This is a genomic window from Stenotrophomonas sp. Ste86 (genome assembly GCF_024519465.1).
Lineage (GTDB): Bacteria > Pseudomonadota > Gammaproteobacteria > Xanthomonadales > Xanthomonadaceae > Stenotrophomonas.
In genome coordinates this window covers 249,675-267,482 of sequence record NZ_JALJRW010000001.1, presented here as the reverse complement: position 1 = coordinate 267,482, position 17,808 = coordinate 249,675, and the positions used below count along the sequence as shown (strand labels likewise).

At 66.0% G+C, this 17,808-nt stretch carries 14 protein-coding genes and 9 tRNA genes; 11 read left to right on the top strand and 12 right to left on the bottom strand.

Going from position 1 to position 17,808, the window contains the following annotated elements; translation table 11 throughout:
- Positions 1–235: 235 nt before the first annotated feature.
- From NR101_RS01225 to NR101_RS01215, 3 genes are all read left to right on the top strand, one after another.
- Positions 236–682 (top strand): pilin, encoded by a 447-nt coding sequence (locus NR101_RS01225; RefSeq protein ID WP_256777215.1) that lies wholly within the window; start codon positions 236–238, stop codon positions 680–682.
- Between the two features lie 20 nt (positions 683–702).
- Positions 703–1,290, top strand: a complete 588-nt coding sequence (locus NR101_RS01220) for a prepilin-type N-terminal cleavage/methylation domain-containing protein (RefSeq protein WP_256777214.1) — start codon at positions 703–705, stop codon at positions 1,288–1,290.
- A gap of 74 nt (positions 1,291–1,364) precedes the next feature.
- Complete coding sequence (locus NR101_RS01215) at positions 1,365–2,132, top strand: AraC family transcriptional regulator (protein WP_256777213.1); 768 nt, start codon at positions 1,365–1,367, stop codon at positions 2,130–2,132.
- A gap of 212 nt (positions 2,133–2,344) precedes the next feature.
- Here NR101_RS01215 and NR101_RS01210 read toward each other — a convergent pair.
- Positions 2,345–2,431 (bottom strand) — tRNA-Leu (locus NR101_RS01210).
- 124 nt (positions 2,432–2,555) lie between these two features.
- On the opposite strand from NR101_RS01210, the gene NR101_RS01205 reads away from it, so the two are divergent.
- Complete coding sequence (locus tag NR101_RS01205) at positions 2,556–2,936, top strand: response regulator (RefSeq protein ID WP_256777212.1); 381 nt, start codon at positions 2,556–2,558, stop codon at positions 2,934–2,936.
- Between the two features lie 10 nt (positions 2,937–2,946).
- Here the strand turns inward: NR101_RS01205 and NR101_RS01200 are convergent, their stop codons facing one another.
- On the bottom strand, positions 2,947–3,903 hold the full coding sequence (locus NR101_RS01200; protein ID WP_256777211.1) for an SOS response-associated peptidase family protein: 957 nt from the start codon (positions 3,901–3,903) through the stop codon (positions 2,947–2,949).
- An 84-nt stretch (positions 3,904–3,987) separates the two neighbouring features.
- Between NR101_RS01200 and NR101_RS01195 the strand changes: the two genes are divergently transcribed.
- The gene (locus NR101_RS01195; RefSeq protein WP_256777210.1) at positions 3,988–4,404 is read left to right on the top strand and encodes a GNAT family N-acetyltransferase; all 417 of its coding nucleotides are present in this window, start codon (positions 3,988–3,990) and stop codon (positions 4,402–4,404) included.
- A 43-nt stretch (positions 4,405–4,447) separates the two neighbouring features.
- Here the strand turns inward: NR101_RS01195 and NR101_RS01190 are convergent.
- The 10 genes from NR101_RS01190 to NR101_RS01145 form a co-directional block, all read right to left on the bottom strand.
- Positions 4,448–4,523, bottom strand: a tRNA-Glu gene (locus NR101_RS01190).
- A gap of 49 nt (positions 4,524–4,572) precedes the next feature.
- Positions 4,573–4,648 (bottom strand) — tRNA-Ala (locus tag NR101_RS01185).
- 138 nt (positions 4,649–4,786) lie between these two features.
- Positions 4,787–4,862, bottom strand: a tRNA-Glu gene (locus NR101_RS01180).
- 49 nt (positions 4,863–4,911) lie between these two features.
- Positions 4,912–4,987, bottom strand: a tRNA-Ala gene (locus NR101_RS01175).
- Positions 4,988–5,106: 119 nt separating this feature from the next.
- A tRNA-Glu gene (locus NR101_RS01170) sits at positions 5,107–5,182 on the bottom strand.
- Positions 5,183–5,234: 52 nt separating this feature from the next.
- Positions 5,235–5,310, bottom strand: a tRNA-Ala gene (locus tag NR101_RS01165).
- Positions 5,311–5,981: 671 nt separating this feature from the next.
- A tRNA-Glu gene (locus NR101_RS01160) sits at positions 5,982–6,057 on the bottom strand.
- Between the two features lie 47 nt (positions 6,058–6,104).
- Positions 6,105–6,180, bottom strand: a tRNA-Ala gene (locus tag NR101_RS01155).
- 61 nt (positions 6,181–6,241) lie between these two features.
- Positions 6,242–8,644 (bottom strand): heavy metal translocating P-type ATPase, encoded by a 2,403-nt coding sequence (locus NR101_RS01150; RefSeq protein WP_256774153.1) that lies wholly within the window; start codon positions 8,642–8,644, stop codon positions 6,242–6,244.
- Complete coding sequence (locus NR101_RS01145) at positions 8,641–9,039, bottom strand: heavy metal-responsive transcriptional regulator (RefSeq protein ID WP_256774154.1); 399 nt, start codon at positions 9,037–9,039, stop codon at positions 8,641–8,643. Before NR101_RS01145 ends, NR101_RS01150 begins: the two co-directional genes overlap by 4 nt.
- Before the next feature lie 220 nt (positions 9,040–9,259).
- On the opposite strand from NR101_RS01145, the gene NR101_RS01140 reads away from it, so the two are divergent.
- From NR101_RS01140 to NR101_RS01115, 6 genes are all read left to right on the top strand, one after another.
- Positions 9,260–10,327 (top strand): helix-turn-helix domain-containing protein, encoded by a 1,068-nt coding sequence (locus NR101_RS01140; protein WP_256774155.1) that lies wholly within the window; start codon positions 9,260–9,262, stop codon positions 10,325–10,327.
- A gap of 180 nt (positions 10,328–10,507) precedes the next feature.
- Complete coding sequence (locus NR101_RS01135; protein ID WP_256774156.1) at positions 10,508–11,308, top strand: TlpA disulfide reductase family protein; 801 nt, start codon at positions 10,508–10,510, stop codon at positions 11,306–11,308.
- A 40-nt stretch (positions 11,309–11,348) separates the two neighbouring features.
- Entirely contained in the window at positions 11,349–12,185 is an 837-nt protein-coding gene (dsbG, locus tag NR101_RS01130) for a thiol:disulfide interchange protein DsbG (RefSeq protein ID WP_256774157.1), read from the top strand.
- A gap of 441 nt (positions 12,186–12,626) precedes the next feature.
- Positions 12,627–14,081: a DcaP family trimeric outer membrane transporter gene (locus NR101_RS01125; protein WP_256774158.1), complete on the top strand. Its 1,455-nt coding sequence runs from the start codon at positions 12,627–12,629 to the stop codon at positions 14,079–14,081.
- Positions 14,082–14,132: 51 nt separating this feature from the next.
- Positions 14,133–15,479, top strand: a complete 1,347-nt coding sequence (gene adiC, locus NR101_RS01120) for an arginine/agmatine antiporter (protein ID WP_256774159.1) — start codon at positions 14,133–14,135, stop codon at positions 15,477–15,479.
- Between the two features lie 21 nt (positions 15,480–15,500).
- Positions 15,501–17,789 carry an Orn/Lys/Arg decarboxylase N-terminal domain-containing protein gene (locus NR101_RS01115; RefSeq protein WP_256774160.1) on the top strand — a complete coding sequence of 763 codons (2,289 nt, stop codon included), beginning with the start codon at positions 15,501–15,503 and terminating at the stop codon, positions 17,787–17,789.
- Positions 17,790–17,808: the final 19 nt, after the last annotated feature.

Genomic DNA, 17,808 nt, shown 5'->3' with positions numbered 1-17,808 from the left:
CGGCTGATAAAGCGTCGTCGATTGGCAATGCGGCCAGCACCAATGTGGTCGTTGCTGCATGGCATGACGCTAGCTGCAAATCCTTGCAAAACACGTCATTCAACGTGCTTTTACCACTCCTTGCATGGCGCCTTTCGGGGGCGCGGTGGTCTCCTTGTCGGCACGCGTTCCACCCACGTTCGGGTTGCGCAGATGCAGTCAGTTGTACTCACCACCCACGCTTTCAAGGATAAAAATGAACCCTCTCAATCGAACCCACGCCAAGGCACGCCAGGGCGGCTTCACCCTGATTGAACTGATGATCGTCGTCGCCATCATCGCCATCCTGGCGGCCGTCGCCCTGCCGCAGTACCAGAACTATGTCGCCAAGTCGCAGACCTCGGCTGCGCTGGCTGAGCTGACCCCGGGCAAGCTTGGCGTGGAGACGATCTACGCCGAGGGCGGGCCGACGACGTCGGACCTGGGCGACATCGGCATGACCGACCAGACGTCCCGGTGCAGTGACATTGCCTTGACCATGGCGCCGACCGGTGCGGCCAGCCTGATCTGCACCCTGGTTGGGAGTGGCAAGGTGAACGGTACGCTCACCCTGGCACGGGACATCCAGGGCGCCTGGAGCTGCTCCGGCTCGATGTCGGACAAGACCTTGCTGCCGTCGAACTGCCGCAGCACTACGCCCTGATAGTCGTGCGGGATGAACCAGTGGCCGAGGCGGCGCATCGCGCGGCCTCGGCCACTGGCCATCAACGCCAAGCCATGGTCGCTTTCCTTGAAAACGCCGTCATCGCTGTGACACCCACGCACCTGTCCACGCCACGGGCTACCGTCAATCAACGCCTCGCCATGCCACCGCGCCAGCGCGGTATCACGCTGATCGAGCTGATCATTGCCGTGGGCACGTTGGCCGTGCTGCTCACCTTCGCCATTCCCGGCTACCGCAACCACACGGCACGCGCGCGTATCAGTGCGATGTTGGCGGAGATCTCCGAAGGCAAGGCCGGCGCCGAGCGCCTTGCGACCCATGTATCACCGTGGGACTACGTCAGTGATCCTGCTGCGGTCGGACTCAATGGGCCGGCCTCGCTGTGCACCACCATCGTCGTGGACATCATCGCCTCTGCACGCACCGCACATCTCTATTGTGGCGGCGCGCGCTTCGACTTCGTCGCCCTGGACTACAACACGGCCGAGGCGGGGTGGCGATGCACGACCCGCTCGCATGCTGCGGTCTCGCGCACCGATTGGGCGCCGGAAGGCTGCGTCCCCCATATCGCGCGCCGCTCACCATGAACTGTGCGGCCGTCGCCGTGGTCGGTCCACGTCTGTCCCGGTACGCCGGCGGGACGGCACGGCAATGCAGCGCAATGCCCATTCCCGGTGATTCCTCCGGCGAACCGGTGCGGATACCGCCAGGCGTCACCACGCTGTGGATGCAGCTGCGCGGCACTACCGTCATCCAAAGTGCGGAAGGCCGCTTCGAGCTGCGTCGCGGTGGATGGCTCATGCTCGGGCGCGCAGCCGAGCCGCTTCTTCAGGCCGGGCACCTCGGCATGTGCGTGGGCGTCTGCATGAGTGCCGATACCCCGACCGCGCTGGGTGCAGGTGCGTCCCCGCTATACCCCGGCATGGGCCGGATGCCGCGTGGCGACCTGCAGATGGCAACGCGATTGTGGCGTCGGATCGCCGGAGGGCGGGGCACCGACGTGAACCGTCCCACCGACCCGCGCCCCCTGCTGCTGCTCATGGCCGAGCTGCAGCGGGACATCGCTTCGCGGGCGGCGCGCTGCCCTGGACCCTCGATGGTGCGCAAGCACCATGTCCTGACCTGCCTGCAGAACGCGTGTCTGTTCATGCACGGCCACCTCGAGCGCCCCGTCAGCGCGCGCGAACTGGCGCAGTGGGTAGGCCTGCCCACCCGTTATTTCTCCGAAGCCTTTCTGGCTGCCTACGATCAATCGCCGCAACAGTTCGGGACGCGGGTAAGGCTCGAGCACGCCGCTGCCCGGGTACGTCGCGGCGACATGTCCGTTGACGAGGTGGCCCCCGCCATCGGCTTCAAGCATGCCGGTACGTTCCTGCGCGCCTTCCGCGCCAGCTTCGGGGTCAGCCTGGGCAACTACTGCGCGCGCTGAAACTGTTCCCGCCAGTTCCGCTTTTCCACACGACGGATGCTCAATGCCGCATTGAGGCGGGTGAGGTAGCGGGGCAGATGGCGAGTTCCCGGACGGGCTGCCAGGGGTATCTGAGCGGGGCGTGCGGCATGGGCGGTACTTCGCCGAAAGGGTGCCCCGGTACCCCAAAACGCAAAAGGCCAGATCCGTCGGATCTGGCCTTTGCAATTCCATGGTGCCGAAGGTGGGACTCGAACCCACACGCTTTTAAGGGCGGCGGATTTTGAGTCCGCTGCGTCTACCGATTCCGCCACTTCGGCTGGCTGGCCGCGTAGTGTATACAACTTGAGACGGTCTGGGGAGGCCTGAATGCTTCAGACCGCATGCGGGCGTCATCGGACCGGCACGCTATACTCATCGCGCTGAACCATACAGGGAGCCGGAATGAGCACGTTGCAGGATCTGCGCGTACTGGTGGTGGAGAACGACGAGATGAGCGCGGCGCTACTGCAGATGCAGCTGGCACAGTCCGGCGCCGTTGTCGTGGGCCTCGCCGCCTCGGTTGCCGAGTCATTGCGCCTGCTGGGCACAAGCGAGCCGCAGGTGGCGTTGCTGGATTACCGGCTGGCCAATAATGAGACCAGTGAAGCCGTCGCCGAGGCACTGAGTGCGCGCGGGATTCCGTTCGTGCTGACCACCGGTATGGCCCCGGATCATCTGCCGGCGGCGCTGCGTGCGGGGGTGGTGTTGAGCAAACCGTACCTGACCGCCGAGTTGATTGCGGCATTGGCGCGCGCGCTGCAGGGCGCCTCGGTCGCCAGCTGACCGCGGCGGCTCAGGCCGCTTCGGTGTGCGCCAGGTCGACCGGTTCGCGGTCGTCCAGGATGCGGTAAAGCGCGGCCAGGTCCTGTGGGTCCGGATTGAGCCACGCATCCAGGTATTCCGGCCGGATCGGCACGATGCAGCGGTCGTGGCCGGCCGCAGCGACGTCGCGGGGCGGTTCATCGGTGATCGCGGCGAACGATAGCAGGCGTCCTTCCGGGCCTTCCCACTCCGACCACAGGCAGGCGATCAAAAGATCGCGCGGTGGCTGCGGTCGAAATTCCAGGACGACGTTACCCGGCTTCTCGCCGGGCGCCAGTGCGCGCTGCTCGAGCGCGTGGCGCGGCACATGCTCGTAGAACGACTGCACCACCACTGCGCCGTGGCGATGTCCGAAGGCGCTCTTCCAGTAGGACTCCAGGCTGTCGCGGCGCGCGTTGTAGGTGCCGGGGTAGAGGGTGTCGTTACGCGCTGGCTTGTCCGGCAGGCGGCATTGGTAGCGCATCGGCTTGATCACGCGCTGGCCGTGTTCGGACACGATCACCGGCGCGTATACGCCGGGGAAGATGCGGCTGTCGCGCGGTAGCAACCCGCTGCGGCGCAGGTCATCCAGGCGCGCTTGCGCGCGTTCGACCCGGTTGCCGGCGATGCGCGCCTCGTTGCGGGCCTTCTGCGTCGGGCGGGCGGCCAGGGCAGCTTCGGCCGCAGTGAGGCGGGCGCTTTGCAGGCGGATCTCCTGGTCGAGAGTCTGCATTTCCTCGGCGTGCCACTGCTGGATCTTTGCCACGATGTCCTGGCCCTGCGCGGTGCGCGCACCGGCGAAGCCATCGTCCATGGCCTTGGGCGTCTTGGGGCGCTGCTTGCCGGCGTCGTGGGCGTAGAGCTGGGCGAATTCGTCCAGCGACATCATGGCCCCGTACTCGCGGACCAGCTTGGTGTAATCGGCGCGGATCTGGGCGGAGTAGCACATGCGCACAGGATAAGGCGATTGGTCGCACCCGATGAGAAAGGGAAGGTGCATGCTGATGGCCCGTTCACCGGAGTGCGTTCCGCCATGTCCCTGCCTGCTGGCCTGCAGTGTTTCCCCCATCCGCCGAGCGTTGCCGAATACCGTGAACTGCGGGTGCTGGCCGGGCTGAGCCCGAAGTCGCTGGCGGCGGCCACGGTGGGCCTGCCCAACACGGTGTTCGGGGTGAGTATTCGCGACGGCGAACGCCTGCTGGCGATGGGCCGGCTGATCGGCGATCGCGGGTGTTTCCTGCAGGTGGTGGATATCGCGGTGCTGCCGCAATGGCAGGGCAGGGGGCTGGGCAAGGCGGTGATGCAGCAGCTGGATCAGTGGCTGCACGCCAATGCGGTGGGCGCGTATGTGAGCCTGATCGCCGACGGGCAGGCCAATGCCCTGTATGCGCAGTTCGGGTTCGTGGAAACCGCGCCGCGATCGGTGGGGATGGCCAAGGTCATCGGCTGAAAACAAAAAGCCCCGACCGAAGTCAGGGCTGTTTGTTTGAAGCTGGCGTCCCCACGGGGATTCGAACCCCGGTCGCCACCGTGAAAGGGTGATGTCCTAGGCCTCTAGACGATGGGGACGCGTTAAACCGAATTTTGGCTTCTATCGGACGGCCTGTGTCCGGAGAAGTGGTGGAGCCAGGCGGGATCGAACCGCCGACCTCCTGCATGCCATGCAGGCGCTCTCCCAGCTGAGCTATGGCCCCACGTTGATGCTGCGAGCCGCCTATCATAATGGCGTTTTGGCGGGATGGGAAGCTTTTTATTCGTCAACCCACGGTCGGCACCTGCAAGGCGCGTCCAAACAAAAAACCCCGACCGAAGTCAGGGCTGTTTGTTGAAGCTGGCGTCCCCACGGGGATTCGAACCCCGGTCGCCACCGTGAAAGGGTGATGTCCTAGGCCTCTAGACGATGGGGACGCGTTAAACCGAATTTTGGCTTCTGTCGGACGGCCTGTGTCCGGAGAAGTGGTGGAGCCAGGCGGGATCGAACCGCCGACCTCCTGCATGCCATGCAGGCGCTCTCCCAGCTGAGCTATGGCCCCACGTTGATGCTGCGAGCCGCCTACTATACCTGCCTGTTCACGTTTGTGGAAGACCAAACGAAACTGCTGGAGGCGGTGACAAAAAGACCCGGCGAACCGGGCCTGATGTCGTTGATGAGTGGCGTCCCCACGGGGATTCGAACCCCGGTCGCCACCGTGAAAGGGTGATGTCCTAGGCCTCTAGACGATGGGGACGCATAAAACTCATCAATGTTTCCAACACACCCAGACGGCCTAAGGTCTGGATTGGTGGAGCCAGGCGGGATCGAACCGCCGACCTCCTGCATGCCATGCAGGCGCTCTCCCAGCTGAGCTATGGCCCCACGATGCTGGAGGCGGAATTCTACGCGGATGTGAAGCGCGCGCCAAGTCTTTTTTCTGCAACAGCGAAGAAAAAAGCACGCGAATCGGTAGTGCAGAGCCATGCTCGGCAACCGGAGCAATGCAGACGCGGATCACCGCGAATGCACCCCAACAAAAGAGGCTCCTCTCCCAATGGAGGCGAGCGTCCTGTTGCAACGGCCGCAGCGGATTGAGCGCGGCCATCTGCGTGTGCCTCGGTGATGCGGGTGCACCGTGGATATGGTGCGTTGTCTTCGTTCGAGCATGCCGCGAGCGTGAGGGCCCCGCAGCAGCCGGTAGGCCCCTGGCGCAAATGTCCCCCGGCCTGGCGGCCTCCTCCTTTATTTTGCCCAGGAGCCCACCGGCCGCTACGGGGCTCGGCTTGCGGTACAGGCGGGGAGCAAGGCTTCTCCGACTTCCGCCGGTGGGTCGGGCGCAGGGGCGCCATGCCCTTGGAGGCGAAATAAAGGGGGAGGGGGCGGCGGCAGGCCGACGCCGGAGGACATTCGCCGGAAAGGGTGTGGCGCCCCTGCGCCCGATCCACCGACCACCGCTTTGAAAAAGATCAAAGCACGCTGCATGCCCGCCACGCGGACGGAAAAAGAAACACAAAAAAGCCCCGACCGGAGCCGAGGCTTTTCTGCTTTTCAATTGGCGTCCCCACGGGGATTCGAACCCCGGTCGCCACCGTGAAAGGGTGATGTCCTAGGCCTCTAGACGATGGGGACGCACGAAACTTCACATTTTGTCACTGCACTTTCAATCGGCCTAGAAGTGGTGGAGCCAGGCGGGATCGAACCGCCGACCTCCTGCATGCCATGCAGGCGCTCTCCCAGCTGAGCTATGGCCCCACGTCGTGAGGAGCGGAATCATAGCGATGGCGTTTTGGATTGGCAAGCGAAAAATCGCATTTCATGCACTCGGCAAACGTTGATGACGCAGACGCAACGCGTTGCTGATCACCGACACCGAACTCAAGCTCATCGCCACGGCCGCCAGCATCGGCGACAACGTGATCCCAAGCGGATACAGCAGGCCGGCCGCGACCGGAATGCCGAGCCCGTTGTAGAGGAAGGCGAAGCCCAGGTTCTGGCGCATGTTGCGCACGCTGGCGGTGGACAGCTGGCGTGCACGCAGGGTGCCGCGCAGGTCGCCCTTGACCAGCGTGACCTGCGCGCTGGACATCGCCACGTCGGTGCCGTTGCCCATCGCGATGCCGACATCGGCCGTGGCCAGTGCAGGTGCATCGTTGATGCCGTCGCCGGCCATCGCCACCTTGCGTCCCTGCGCCTGCAGCGTGCGGATCAGCGCGGCCTTGTCGGCCGGGCGCATTTCACCGTGCACCTCGTCCAACCCAAGTTCGCGCGCGACCGCTTCGGCGGTGGCGATGCCGTCGCCGCTGGCCATCACGATGCGCAGACCGTCGCGATGCAGCGCCGCGATCGCCTCGGCGGTGGATGCCTTGATCGGATCGGCCACCGCAAGCAGCCCGGCAAGCTGTCCATCGACGGCCAGGTACATCACGCTGGCAGCGGCGCGACGCAGGCCTGCGGCATGCTCACGCAGGGCGTCCAGCGCGATACCCTGTTCCTGCATCAGCGCTGCGTTGCCCAGCAGCATCGGCTTGCCGTCCACGCTGCCACGCACACCCATGCCGGTCAGCGAATCGAACGCCGCCACCGGCGACAACGGCACGCCGCGTTGCCTGGCTTCGGCCACGATGGCCGCGGCCAGCGGATGTTCGCTGCCCTGGTCGAGGCTCGCCGCCCACTGCAGCACCTCATTGACGGCGAACGGGGCGACGGCCTGTACGTCGCGGAACTGCGGTCGGCCTTCGGTCAGCGTGCCGGTCTTGTCCACCACCAGCGTATCGATCTGGCGCAGCGCCTCGATTGCTTCGGCGTCGCGGAACAGTACGCCGTGCTGCGCGGCCCGACCGGTGGCGACCATGATCGACATCGGCGTGGCCAGGCCCAGCGCACACGGGCAGGCGATGATCAGCACGGCCACCGCACTGAGCACGCCATGGGTCCACGACGGTTCCGGTCCGAACAGGCCCCAGCCGAAGAACGTCAGCACCGCGGCCAGCAGCACCGCCAGCACGAACCAGTAAGCGACCCTGTCGGCCAGGCGCTGCATCGGTGCGCGCGAGCGCTGGGCCTGCGCCACCAGCTGCACGATCTGCGCGAGCATGCTGTCATCGCCCAGGCGGTCGGCGCGGATCACCAGGGTGCCGGTGCCGTTGAGGGTGGCGCCGATCACGCTGTCGCCGACGCCCTTGCCGACCGGCACCGCCTCACCGGTGAGCATCGATTCGTCGATGGAAGAGCGGCCTTCCAGCACGGTGCCGTCAACCGGCACCTTTTCGCCGGGGCGCACGCGCAGGCGGTCGCCCGGTTGCAGTTGGCCGATGTCGACATCTTCCTCGTGGCCATCCTCGCGCAGTACCCGAGCGGTCTTCGGGGCCAGGCCGAGCAGCGCCTTGATCGCCGCCGAGGTCTTGGCACGCGCGCGCAGTTCCATCAACTGGCCCAGCAGGGTCAGCGAGATGATCACTGCGGCCGCTTCGAAGTACACCCCGACATGGCCGTGCTGGCGGAAGGAAGCAGGGAACAGGTCCGGCGCGATCGTGGCGACCACGCTGTAGCCGTAGGCAGCCAGCACGCCGGTGCCGATCAGGGTCCACATGTTCGGACTGCGGTTGCCGATGGACTGCGCCCAGCGCTGCAGGAACGGCCAACCGGCCCACAGCACCACCGGGGTGGCCAGCGCCAGTTCGATCCACACCCGCAGGTCGGGCGACAGGCCGCGCAACAACGGCGTCATTGCCAGCATCGCCAACGCCATGGTGGCCACGCTCAGCGGCAGGCTCCACCAGAAGCGGCGGCGGAAGTCGGTCAGTTCGGGATTCTCGCCCTCGTCCAGGCTGGGCATCATCGGTTCCAGCGCCATGCCGCAGATGGGGCAGGTGCCGGGGCCTTCCTGCACGATCTGCGGGTCCATCGGGCAGGTGTAGAGCGTGCCGGCCGGGACCGGCGCGGCCACATGCGATGACGGATCGAGATAGCGCTGCGGCTCGGCGATGAATTTGCGGCGGCAGCCATCGCTGCAGAAGGGGTAGTCGCTGCCATCGTGGCGGGCATGATGGGCCGTGGTGGCCGGATCCACGTCCATGCCGCAGACCAGATCCTTGACGGTCTGCGCGTCGCCAGGTGGCTTGCTGCCGCAGCAGCGGCTGCCGTGTGCCGGGACCGGTGCGGGCGCCGGCGTGCTGCTGCAGCAACTGCCGCCGCCGTGGCGGTGGTCATGGTTCATGGGTGGGACTCCGTCAGGGCGGCAAGAATCGGGCATTGCGCGAGCTCGCCGTGGCCGGGGCAGGCGTCGACCAGGTGCTTGAGCGCGCCGTGCATGCGCTGCAGTTCGACGATGCGTTGTTCGATGTCGGCCAGCTTGTGCACGGCGCTGTCGCGCACCTGGCCCATGTCCTTGCCGCGCTGGTCGCTCAGGCTGAGCAGTTCACCGATTTCTTCCAGGGTGAAGCCCAGGGCCTTGGCGCGCCGGATGAACTGCAGCCGGGTCAGGTCGTTGCCGTCGAAGACGCGGTAGCCGCCCGCGCTGCGGCGCGCGGTGGGCAGCAGGTGCTGGCGCTCGTAATAGCGCACGGTGTCGATCGGCACGCCGGATTCGCGTGCGAGCTGTCCTATGTTCATGTCCACCTCGTTGAAGAGCTGGGCGCAGCGTAAACCCTGGAGTCTGGTCAAGAGTCAAGGGTTGCTGAAGGGCAGCCTGCCGATGTCGCGCCTGGACCGAAAAATACAACTAGTTTCATAGCCGCCGCGCCGCCGCCTCCGTAGGCTCGATCAGATTCGCGGAAATCCCTTGTCCCACGTGGGTTTCGCTGGTTACAGATCTTGCTTGAGGAGCTTGCCCATGGATGCACCCTTCACCCCCCTGTCGACTGTCCCCAGGAGCGCATCGCCGGTCCTGATGGAAGTGGCCGTGCTCGAGTACCCCGGCAGCCTGAGGGCAGCGGCGCCTGTGCTGTCCGAACTGGCGCAGCGCTGCAACCGCACAGCTGCGGCCGTCAAGCGCCAGGGCGCGCGGATGCTGGTCACCCGGTGGACGCTGTCCAGCCGGGGTGTGCAGCGGGTCGCCGGTGCCGAGCTGTTCGGTGATGCGCCGCCAGCGATCGTGGTCGTGCCCGGCAATGAGCCGAGCTGGCCGCTGGCGCCGCCGGATGAGCGCATGCTGGCGTGGCTTCGCGACTGCCACGATGGCGGAAGCGTGCTGGCCGGCTGCGATGAAGGCGGGCTGCTGATGGCCGCCAGCGGCGTGTTGGCCGGACGCACGGTGAGCCTGCCGGACGTGGCGCGTTGCCCCTCGCTGGCCTCGATGGTCCCGAGCTGGTTGCAGGGTGATCGTGCCCTGGTCGATGACGGCGACCTGCTCAGTGCGTCCGGCGTGGATGCGTGGAAGTACCTCAGCCTGCGGCTGCTTGCGCGGGTGTACGGACAGAGCGTGATGGCCGAGGCGATCGCGCAGCTGCAACTGGTGATCCCGCGCGCGGTGCAGGACGACCTGGAACGCTTCAGTCCCAACTTCGCCCATGGTGACCGCTGCATCCTCAAGGCGCAGCGCTGGCTACATACCATCGCCGCGCGCGGGGTGACGCTGCAGGACATCTGCGATTCCTCCGGGCTGGAGCCGCGCACCCTGCAGCGGCGTTTCCTCAAGGCCACCGGGCTGCGTCCGATCGAGTACTGCCAGCGCCTGCGCATCGCCAAGGCGCAGTTGTTGCTGCAGGCCGGTGGGGTAGTGGATGAAGTGTCGTGGGCGGTTGGCTATTCCGACCAGAGCGCATTCCGCCGTCTGTTCCTGCGTATCGTCGGGGTGACCCCGGCACGCTATCGCCGGCAGATCTTCGTGCAGCGTCGCGGTGAGCGCACGCGCACCAGCGTACCGCGTGATGTCGAAGAGCCGATGCGGTCTGCGGCCTGACGTCGCCGTGCCAGCAGGCAGGACGTAGATGCAACGGCGGGTACGCGCATGCGGCCTGCCGTTGTCGTATGTGCGGTTGCGGCTTGCCCGATCCGGGACGGGCTGGGACCATGCGGTCGGGGTCGATACGAATACAGGTTTCGCGGCGTGGGACGTTGCGGCACCGGAGATGGCTGGATGATGAGCAGTGTTGGCCCGGTACCGCTGGGCGTGGTGTGGGTCGTGTTGGGCGGGTTGCTGGCCATGGGTGTGGCGCGTTGGTTGCGGCCGCCGCTGCAGGAGGGCCAGCCCAAGCCGGGTGCGTTGCTGCTGGACATGTTGTTGCTTGGCCTGTTGGGCGCACGCGTGGGTTTCGTGATGCTGCACTGGCGCGATTACCTGGCCGATCCATGGGCGGTGCTGCGGGTGGGCGATGGTGGCTTGCTGCCGTGGCTGGCGTTGCTGGTGGGCATCGGCTGGGGAATGTGGCGTCTGCAGCGCTGGCCAGCGCTGCGACGACCGGTGTGGGCCGGCACCGTGGCCGGGGTGCTGTGCTGGATCGGACTGTCGCTGGGCATGGCGCAGCTGCAGCAGTCACGTATCGCGCTGCCCGCGCTTGCCCTGCAGTCGCTGCAAGGGCAACCGGCCAAGCTGGGCGGGGAGGGCGGCCAGCCGGTCGTGGTCAACCTGTGGGCCAGCTGGTGCGGCCCGTGCCGCCGCGAAATGCCGATCTTCGCCGACGCGCAGGCGCGTGATCCGGCGGTGCGCTTCGTGTTCGTCAACCAGGGAGAAACGGTCGAGGAGGTGCAGCAGTTCCTGGCCAGTGAGCGCCTGTCGCTGCACAACGTGCTGCTGGATCCTGACAGCCTGACCTCCGAACGGCTGCAGGTGCACGCGTATCCGACTACCCTGTTCTTCGATTCAAGCGGCCGTCTGCAGGGCCTGCACATGGGGGAACTCAGTGCGGCCGGCCTGCAGGCACGGCTTGACGCGCTGCGCTGAGGCGCGGCGCGTCCCCCTTTTGCTGATACCAGGAGTTGCCATGTTGTTGACATCCTCGCGCCCGCTGGGCTCCCTGCTTGCCACGGCCCTGCTGATGGCGCTGGCCGGCTGCAGCCAGGCGCAGTCGCCGCAGGCGCCCGCGGCCACCACTGACAAGGCGGCCAAGGCGGCCAAGACCGGTGATCGGCCGGCCGTGCTCAAGGGCATCGAGAAGCATGGCTTCGAAGTGCTCGGCGAGTTCGATGCACCCGGTGGCCTGCGTGGGTTCGCCGGCGTGGTGGGGGGCCAGCAGCCGGCGGCCGCCTACGTGACCCCCGATGGCAAGCATGTGCTGGTGGGCAGCCTGTTCGACGAGAAGGGCGAGGAAGTGGGCGCGGCGGCGATGGAGAAGCTCGCGGCCAAGCCGATGTCCGACCGGATGTGGAGCAAGCTCGACGCCAGCGCGTGGGTGCGCGACGGTCGCGCCGATGCGCCGCGCGTGGTGTACACCTTCAGCGATGCCAACTGTCCATACTGCCATCGGTTCTGGGAAGCGGCGCGGCCGTGGGTGGACAGTGGCAAGGTGCAGCTGCGCCACATCATGGTCGGCGTGATCCGCGAGGACAGCCCGGCCAAGGCCGCGGCGATCCTGACATCCCCCAATCCCAGCGCGGCATTGCTGGAGAACGAGCATGCCTTCGACAAGGGCGGCATCAAGCCGGTGGCGAAGCTGTCCACCGAGGTGGCCAACAAGCTCAACGCCAACCAGGAACTGATGATCGAGATGGGCTTCCAGGGGACGCCGGGCATCCTGTTCAAGGATGACAAGGGCCTGCTCGACCGCCGCTCGGGCATGCCGCAGGGCAAGGACATGGATCTGGTGATGGGGCCGCGCTGATGCCACGGGCGGGATGAAAGGCCACGCGCCGGTGCAACGCCGGCGTGCGGTAGGTCACATTTACGGCCCGTGGCGGTTGATCTCGATCAAGGCCGAAAACGACACGCGCACTACGCTGTGTGCATGCAGACAACGTCCGCCACCACGCGTATTCACCGCGATGCAACCGTTCCGCGGTCATTGGAGCGACGGCCAGGCTTCACAGGTTGCTTACCCTGCCATTGTTACTCAAAGCGCTGGCATGCGGGCGACAACCGTCATGCCAGCCGGGATGAGGAGGGAATCCCACGCGGGCCACTACCACGCCGGCAACGTGACGGGTCAACCGTCTGCGTGATGCGCGTACGACGCCTGCCATGCAGTACCGGGTTGTCGTTCGGACTCCTGCGCGCGCGTATCGGAAACCGGCGGCAAGGCGGTTCGCGGTTCATGGAGAACGTGATGCGCCTGGCTGTAGTGACCCTTGCCTGTGCGACGGTGCTGTCGTCCACACCGGCCCATGCACAGGATTCGGCTGACGCGCTTCGGCAGGAGATCCAGTCGCTGCGGCACACGCTGGCGGCGATGGAGAAACGCCTGGACGCGCTGGAATCGAACAAGCCGCCGCCAGCAGTGTCCAGTGCCGCCGCTGCCCCGCTGCCTCCGGCGACGTCGATCGCCGCACCCGCTACACCTCCGATACCCGTCAACACGCTCGCCCAGGCTGGCGCCTCACAGGTGCCCGGTGTCGGCCAGGCCATCCTGCCACCACGTGATTCTGTGTCTGATCCGTCCTCGGCGGCCTCGCGCCCGGACAGTGCCGCCGGCCCGACCGATCCGGAGCTGAAGGGCTTTTTCGCCATCCCCGGTACCGACACCCTGATCCGCATCGGCGGCTACGCCAAGCTGGATGCGATCGCCGATTCGCGTGCGGCCGGTGATGAGGAACAGTTCGTCACCTCCTCCATCCCGGTCGGCGGTCCACACCGTGACGTATCCAACTTCACCCTGCATGCCAAGCAGACGCGCTTCAGTTTCGAAGCGCGGCGCCCGACCACGCACGGCAACCTGCGCTTCTACCTGGAGAACGATTTCTTCGGCAGCAGCGACAGCTACCAGTTCCGTCTGCGACACGCGTATGGGCAGCTCGGCAACACCTACGCAGGTTATGGCTATGCGACCTTCATGGACGCCGACAGCCTGCCCGACACGCTGGATTTCGCCGGTCCCGGTGGCGCCGGCTACCTGCTGGTGGCTGGTATCCACCACAGCTTCCCGCTGGGCAAGGGCAACACGTTGACCATCGCCGCCGAAGATCCGGACACGCAGCTCAGCGCGCCGGGCGAGGGCATCGGTGCGGTCAACCAGGCGCCGGATGTGACCGTTACCGCGCGCATGGAGCGCAGCTGGGGCCACCTGCAGCTGGGTGCGGTGGCGCGCAGCCTGGGCTACGACGGCGATGCCGGTGATGATCGCCGCATTGGCGGCGGGCTGCAGGTGAGCGGCTCGGCCGCGGTGGGCGAACAGGACCTGCTGCTGTTTGGCGCATTGGGCGGCACGGGTCTGGCCCGTTACACCGCCGACCTGACCGGCTCGGGCATGGATGCGGTGGTGCGCGCCGATGGACGCCTTGCGCTGCTCTCGCTACAGGGCGGTTTCGTCGGCTACACGCACTACTGGTCGCCGATGTGGCGGTCCAACCTGGTCTACGGCCAGCTCAACAGCAAACGCAACGAAGCGCTGGCTGCCGATGCGTTCCGCCGCAGCCGTTACGGCCTGTTCAACCTGATCTGGAGCCCGGCACCGTCGTGGACGATGGGCATGGAGCTGTTGTACGGGCAGCTGGAGCAGCAGGGCGGACAACGCGGCGACACGGTGCGGCTGCAAGGCAGCCTGCAATACAACTTCATCAAGTAGACCCCAGCGCCCGGCGCGATCGGGCCCCTGCCAGGCAAAGGAGAAAGCGTCATGGCAAAAGCGAAGAAAATCGGGGTGGTCGGTGCCACCTTCCTGGTGGCCGGCAACATGATGGGCTCGGGGGTGTTCCTGCTGCCGTCCAGCCTGGCCAAGATCGGTACCGCCTCGATCTGGGGCTGGCTGATCACCACCGCCGGCGCACTGCTGCTGGCCTTCGTGTTCGCCAAGCTTGGCAAGCTGGCGCCCAAGGCCGGCGGTCCCTACGCCTACGCCCGCGATTGGTTCGGCCCTTACATGGGCTTCCAGACCAACACCATTTACTGGTTCGCCAACTGGATCGGCAACGTGGCCATTCCGATCGCGGCGGTGGGGTATTTCAGCTACTTCTTCCCGATTCTGTCCGAGCCGCTGCCGCGCTGCCTGGCGGTGCTGGCGCTGGTGTGGGCCCTGAGCTTTGCCAACGTGATCGGTCCGTCGTTCGTCAGCAAGCTGCAGACGGTGACCACCAGCTTCGCGCTGGTCCCGATCCTGGGCATTGCGATCTTCGGCTGGTTCTTCTTCGACCCAACCATCTTCAAGGGCGCCTACAACGTGTCCGGCGAGTCCAACTTCGGCGCGGTGTCCAGTGCTGCCGCGCTGACCCTGTGGGCGTTCATCGGCGTGGAATCGGCCTCGGTGACCGCCGGCGTAGTGGAGAACCCGGAGAAGAACGTGGCACGCGCCACCCTGGCCGGTGTGTTCCTGGCCGCGGTGGCCTACATCGCCAGCTCCTCGGTGATCATGGGCATGGTGCCCAATGGCGACCTGCAGGTGTCCGATGCGCCGTTCGCGCTGGCTGCGGCCAATGCAGTGGGCGGGTGGGGCGGTGCGCTGGTCAGCCTGTGTGCCTTCGTCGGCGCGGCCGGCTCGCTTGGCGGCTGGATCCTGCTGACCGCGCAGAGCGCAAAGGCTGCCTCCGATGACGGCCTGTTCCCCAGCATCTTCAGCAAGACCAACAAGGACGACGTGCCGGTCAAGGGTGTGCTGATCGTGGCGGTACTGATGACTGTGGCCGTACTGGTCACCTCCACCTCCAAAACCGCCTCGGCGCAGTTCGATGTGATCACCTCGGCCGCCGTGGTGCTGACCCTGCTGCCCTACATCTATTCCTGCGTGGCCTGCTACTTCGTGGTCGAGCGCTCGCACACGTTGGTGCATACCGGCGCGTTCTGGCTGCTGACCAGCGTGACAGTGGTGTACTGCTTGTGGGCGATCTTTGGCTCGTCCGGCAGCATCGTCCAGTACGCCTTCCTGTTCGTGCTGTTCATCACGGTGTTCTATCCGTTCTTCAGCGAAGAGCGGCGCCGCCAGCGCGGTCTGCCCGCGCTCGATTCTGCCGTCCGCGCGACGCTTTCGTGATATTGCCCCAGGAGAATCCCCGTGTACTTCAAGTCCCTTGATTACCCCATCATCGTCATCGACGACGATTACGAGTCACCGCGGATCGGCGGCATCCTGATCCGTGCGCTGGTGGACGAGCTGCGCAAGAGCGACCAGCGCGTGCTGTGTGGCCTGACCCTGGCCGATGCGCAGGCCGGTGCGCGCACCTACGTGGCTGCCTCAGCGGTGCTGATCTCCATCGATGGCACCGAAGAGAATCCCGAGCAGTTCCAGCGTCTGCTCGCCTTCCTGCGCGAGCAGACCGCCCGCCGTGCCAACCTGCCGGTGTTCCTGTACGGCGAGCGGCGCACCATCGAGAAGGTGCCGAGCAAGCTGCTGAAGTTCGTGCACGGCTATATCTTCCTGTTCGAAGATACCAAGAGCTTCATCTCGCGCCAGGTGATGCGTGCGGCCGAAGACTACATGGCCAACCTGCTGCCGCCGTTCTTCAAGGCGTTGATCCACCACACCGCCGAGTCGAATTACTCCTGGCATACGCCTGGGCATGCCGGCGGCGTGGCGTTCACCAAGTCGCCGGTGGGACGTGCGTTCCACCAGTTTTACGGGGAAAACACCCTGCGCAGCGATCTGTCGATCTCGGTGCCGGAGCTGGGCTCCCTGCTGGACCATACCGGCCCGATCAAAGAGGCCGAAAACGAGGCGGCGCGCAACTTCGGTGCCGACCATACCTTCTTCGTCACCAACGGCACCTCCACCGCCAACAAGATCGTCTGGCACGGGACCGTGGGGCGGGGCGATGTGGTGTTCGTGGACCGCAACTGCCACAAATCCCTGCTGCACTCGCTGATCATGACCGGCGGCATCCCGGTGTACTTCACCCCCAGCCGCAACGCGCACGGCATCATCGGGCCGATCAGCCTGGACCAGTTCACCCCCGCGTCGCTGCAGGCGGCCATCGCGGCCAATCCGCTGGCCAGCAAGGCCTACAAGGCCGGTTCCAAGCCGCGCATCGCGGTGGTCACCAATTCCACCTACGACGGGCTGTGCTACAACGCTGAGAAGATCGCCGAGGAAATCGGCAGCGCGGTTGATTTCCTGCATTTCGATGAAGCCTGGTATGCGTATGCGGCCTTCCATCCGTTCTACGAGAACCACTACGGCATGGCCAAGGGCAAGCCGCGCGAGCAGGATGCGATCATCTTCACCACCCATTCCACCCACAAACTGCTGGCCGCGTTCTCACAGGCCTCGATGATCCATGTTCGCAATGCGGCCAGCCGCGCGCTGGACGCCGAGCGTTTCAACGAAGCCTTCATGATGCACACCACCACCAGCCCGCATTACGGGGTGATCGCCGCGTGCGATGTAGCCTCGAAGATGATGGAAGGGGCGGCCGGTGAGTCGCTGGTGCAGGAGATGCACGATGAGGCCATCGCTTTCCGACGCGCGATGCTGCACGTGCGCGAGGACCTGGGCCGCGATGATTGGTGGTTCAGCGTGTGGCAGCCGGACAAGCTGGAACGGTCACTGGCCAAGGGCGATGCACCGGCACCGATGGTGGCCAAGCGGAGCGAATGGTACCTGCAGCCGGATGCACACTGGCACGGGTTCGATGGCCTGGTTGAAGACTATGTGCTGATCGATCCGATCAAGGTGACCCTGCTGACCCCGGGGCTGTCGATCGATGGCGATATCGGCCAGCGCGGCATCCCTGCGGCGGTGCTGAGCAAGTTCCTGTGGACGCGCGGCATCACCGTGGAGAAGACCAACCTGTACTCGGTGCTGTTCCTGTTCTCGATGGGCATCACCAAGGGCAAGTGGAGCACGCTCGTCACCGAGCTGATGGCGTTCAAGGAGCTGTATGACGCCAACGCGCCGCTGACCCGCGCCTTGCCGGGGCTGGCGGCGGACTTCCCGGCGGCTTATGCCGGCTGGGGCCTGCGCGATCTGTGCCAGGCGCTGCACGAATTCAACCGCCAGTTCGCCGTGGCCAAGGTGATGCGCGCGATGTACGTGGACCTGCCCGAGCCGGTGATGACCCCGGCCGAGGCGTACGACCACCTGGTGCGTGGGCAGATCGAGCGGGTGGACATCGAGCAGATCAGCGGGCGCATCGCCGGCACCATGCTGGTGCCGTACCCGCCGGGCATCCCGACGATCATGCCGGGCGAGCGTTTCGGCGCCAGCGATGAGCCGATCATCCAGTCGCTGCGCATCGCCCGCGAGCAGAACGCGCGCTTCCCGGGCTTCGAGTCGGACGTGCACGGGCTTATCATCGACCGCGACGGCGACGTGCCAGGCTACAAGGTGGAGGTGCTGAAGGTCTGACGCCTGCGCGCCGGACCCT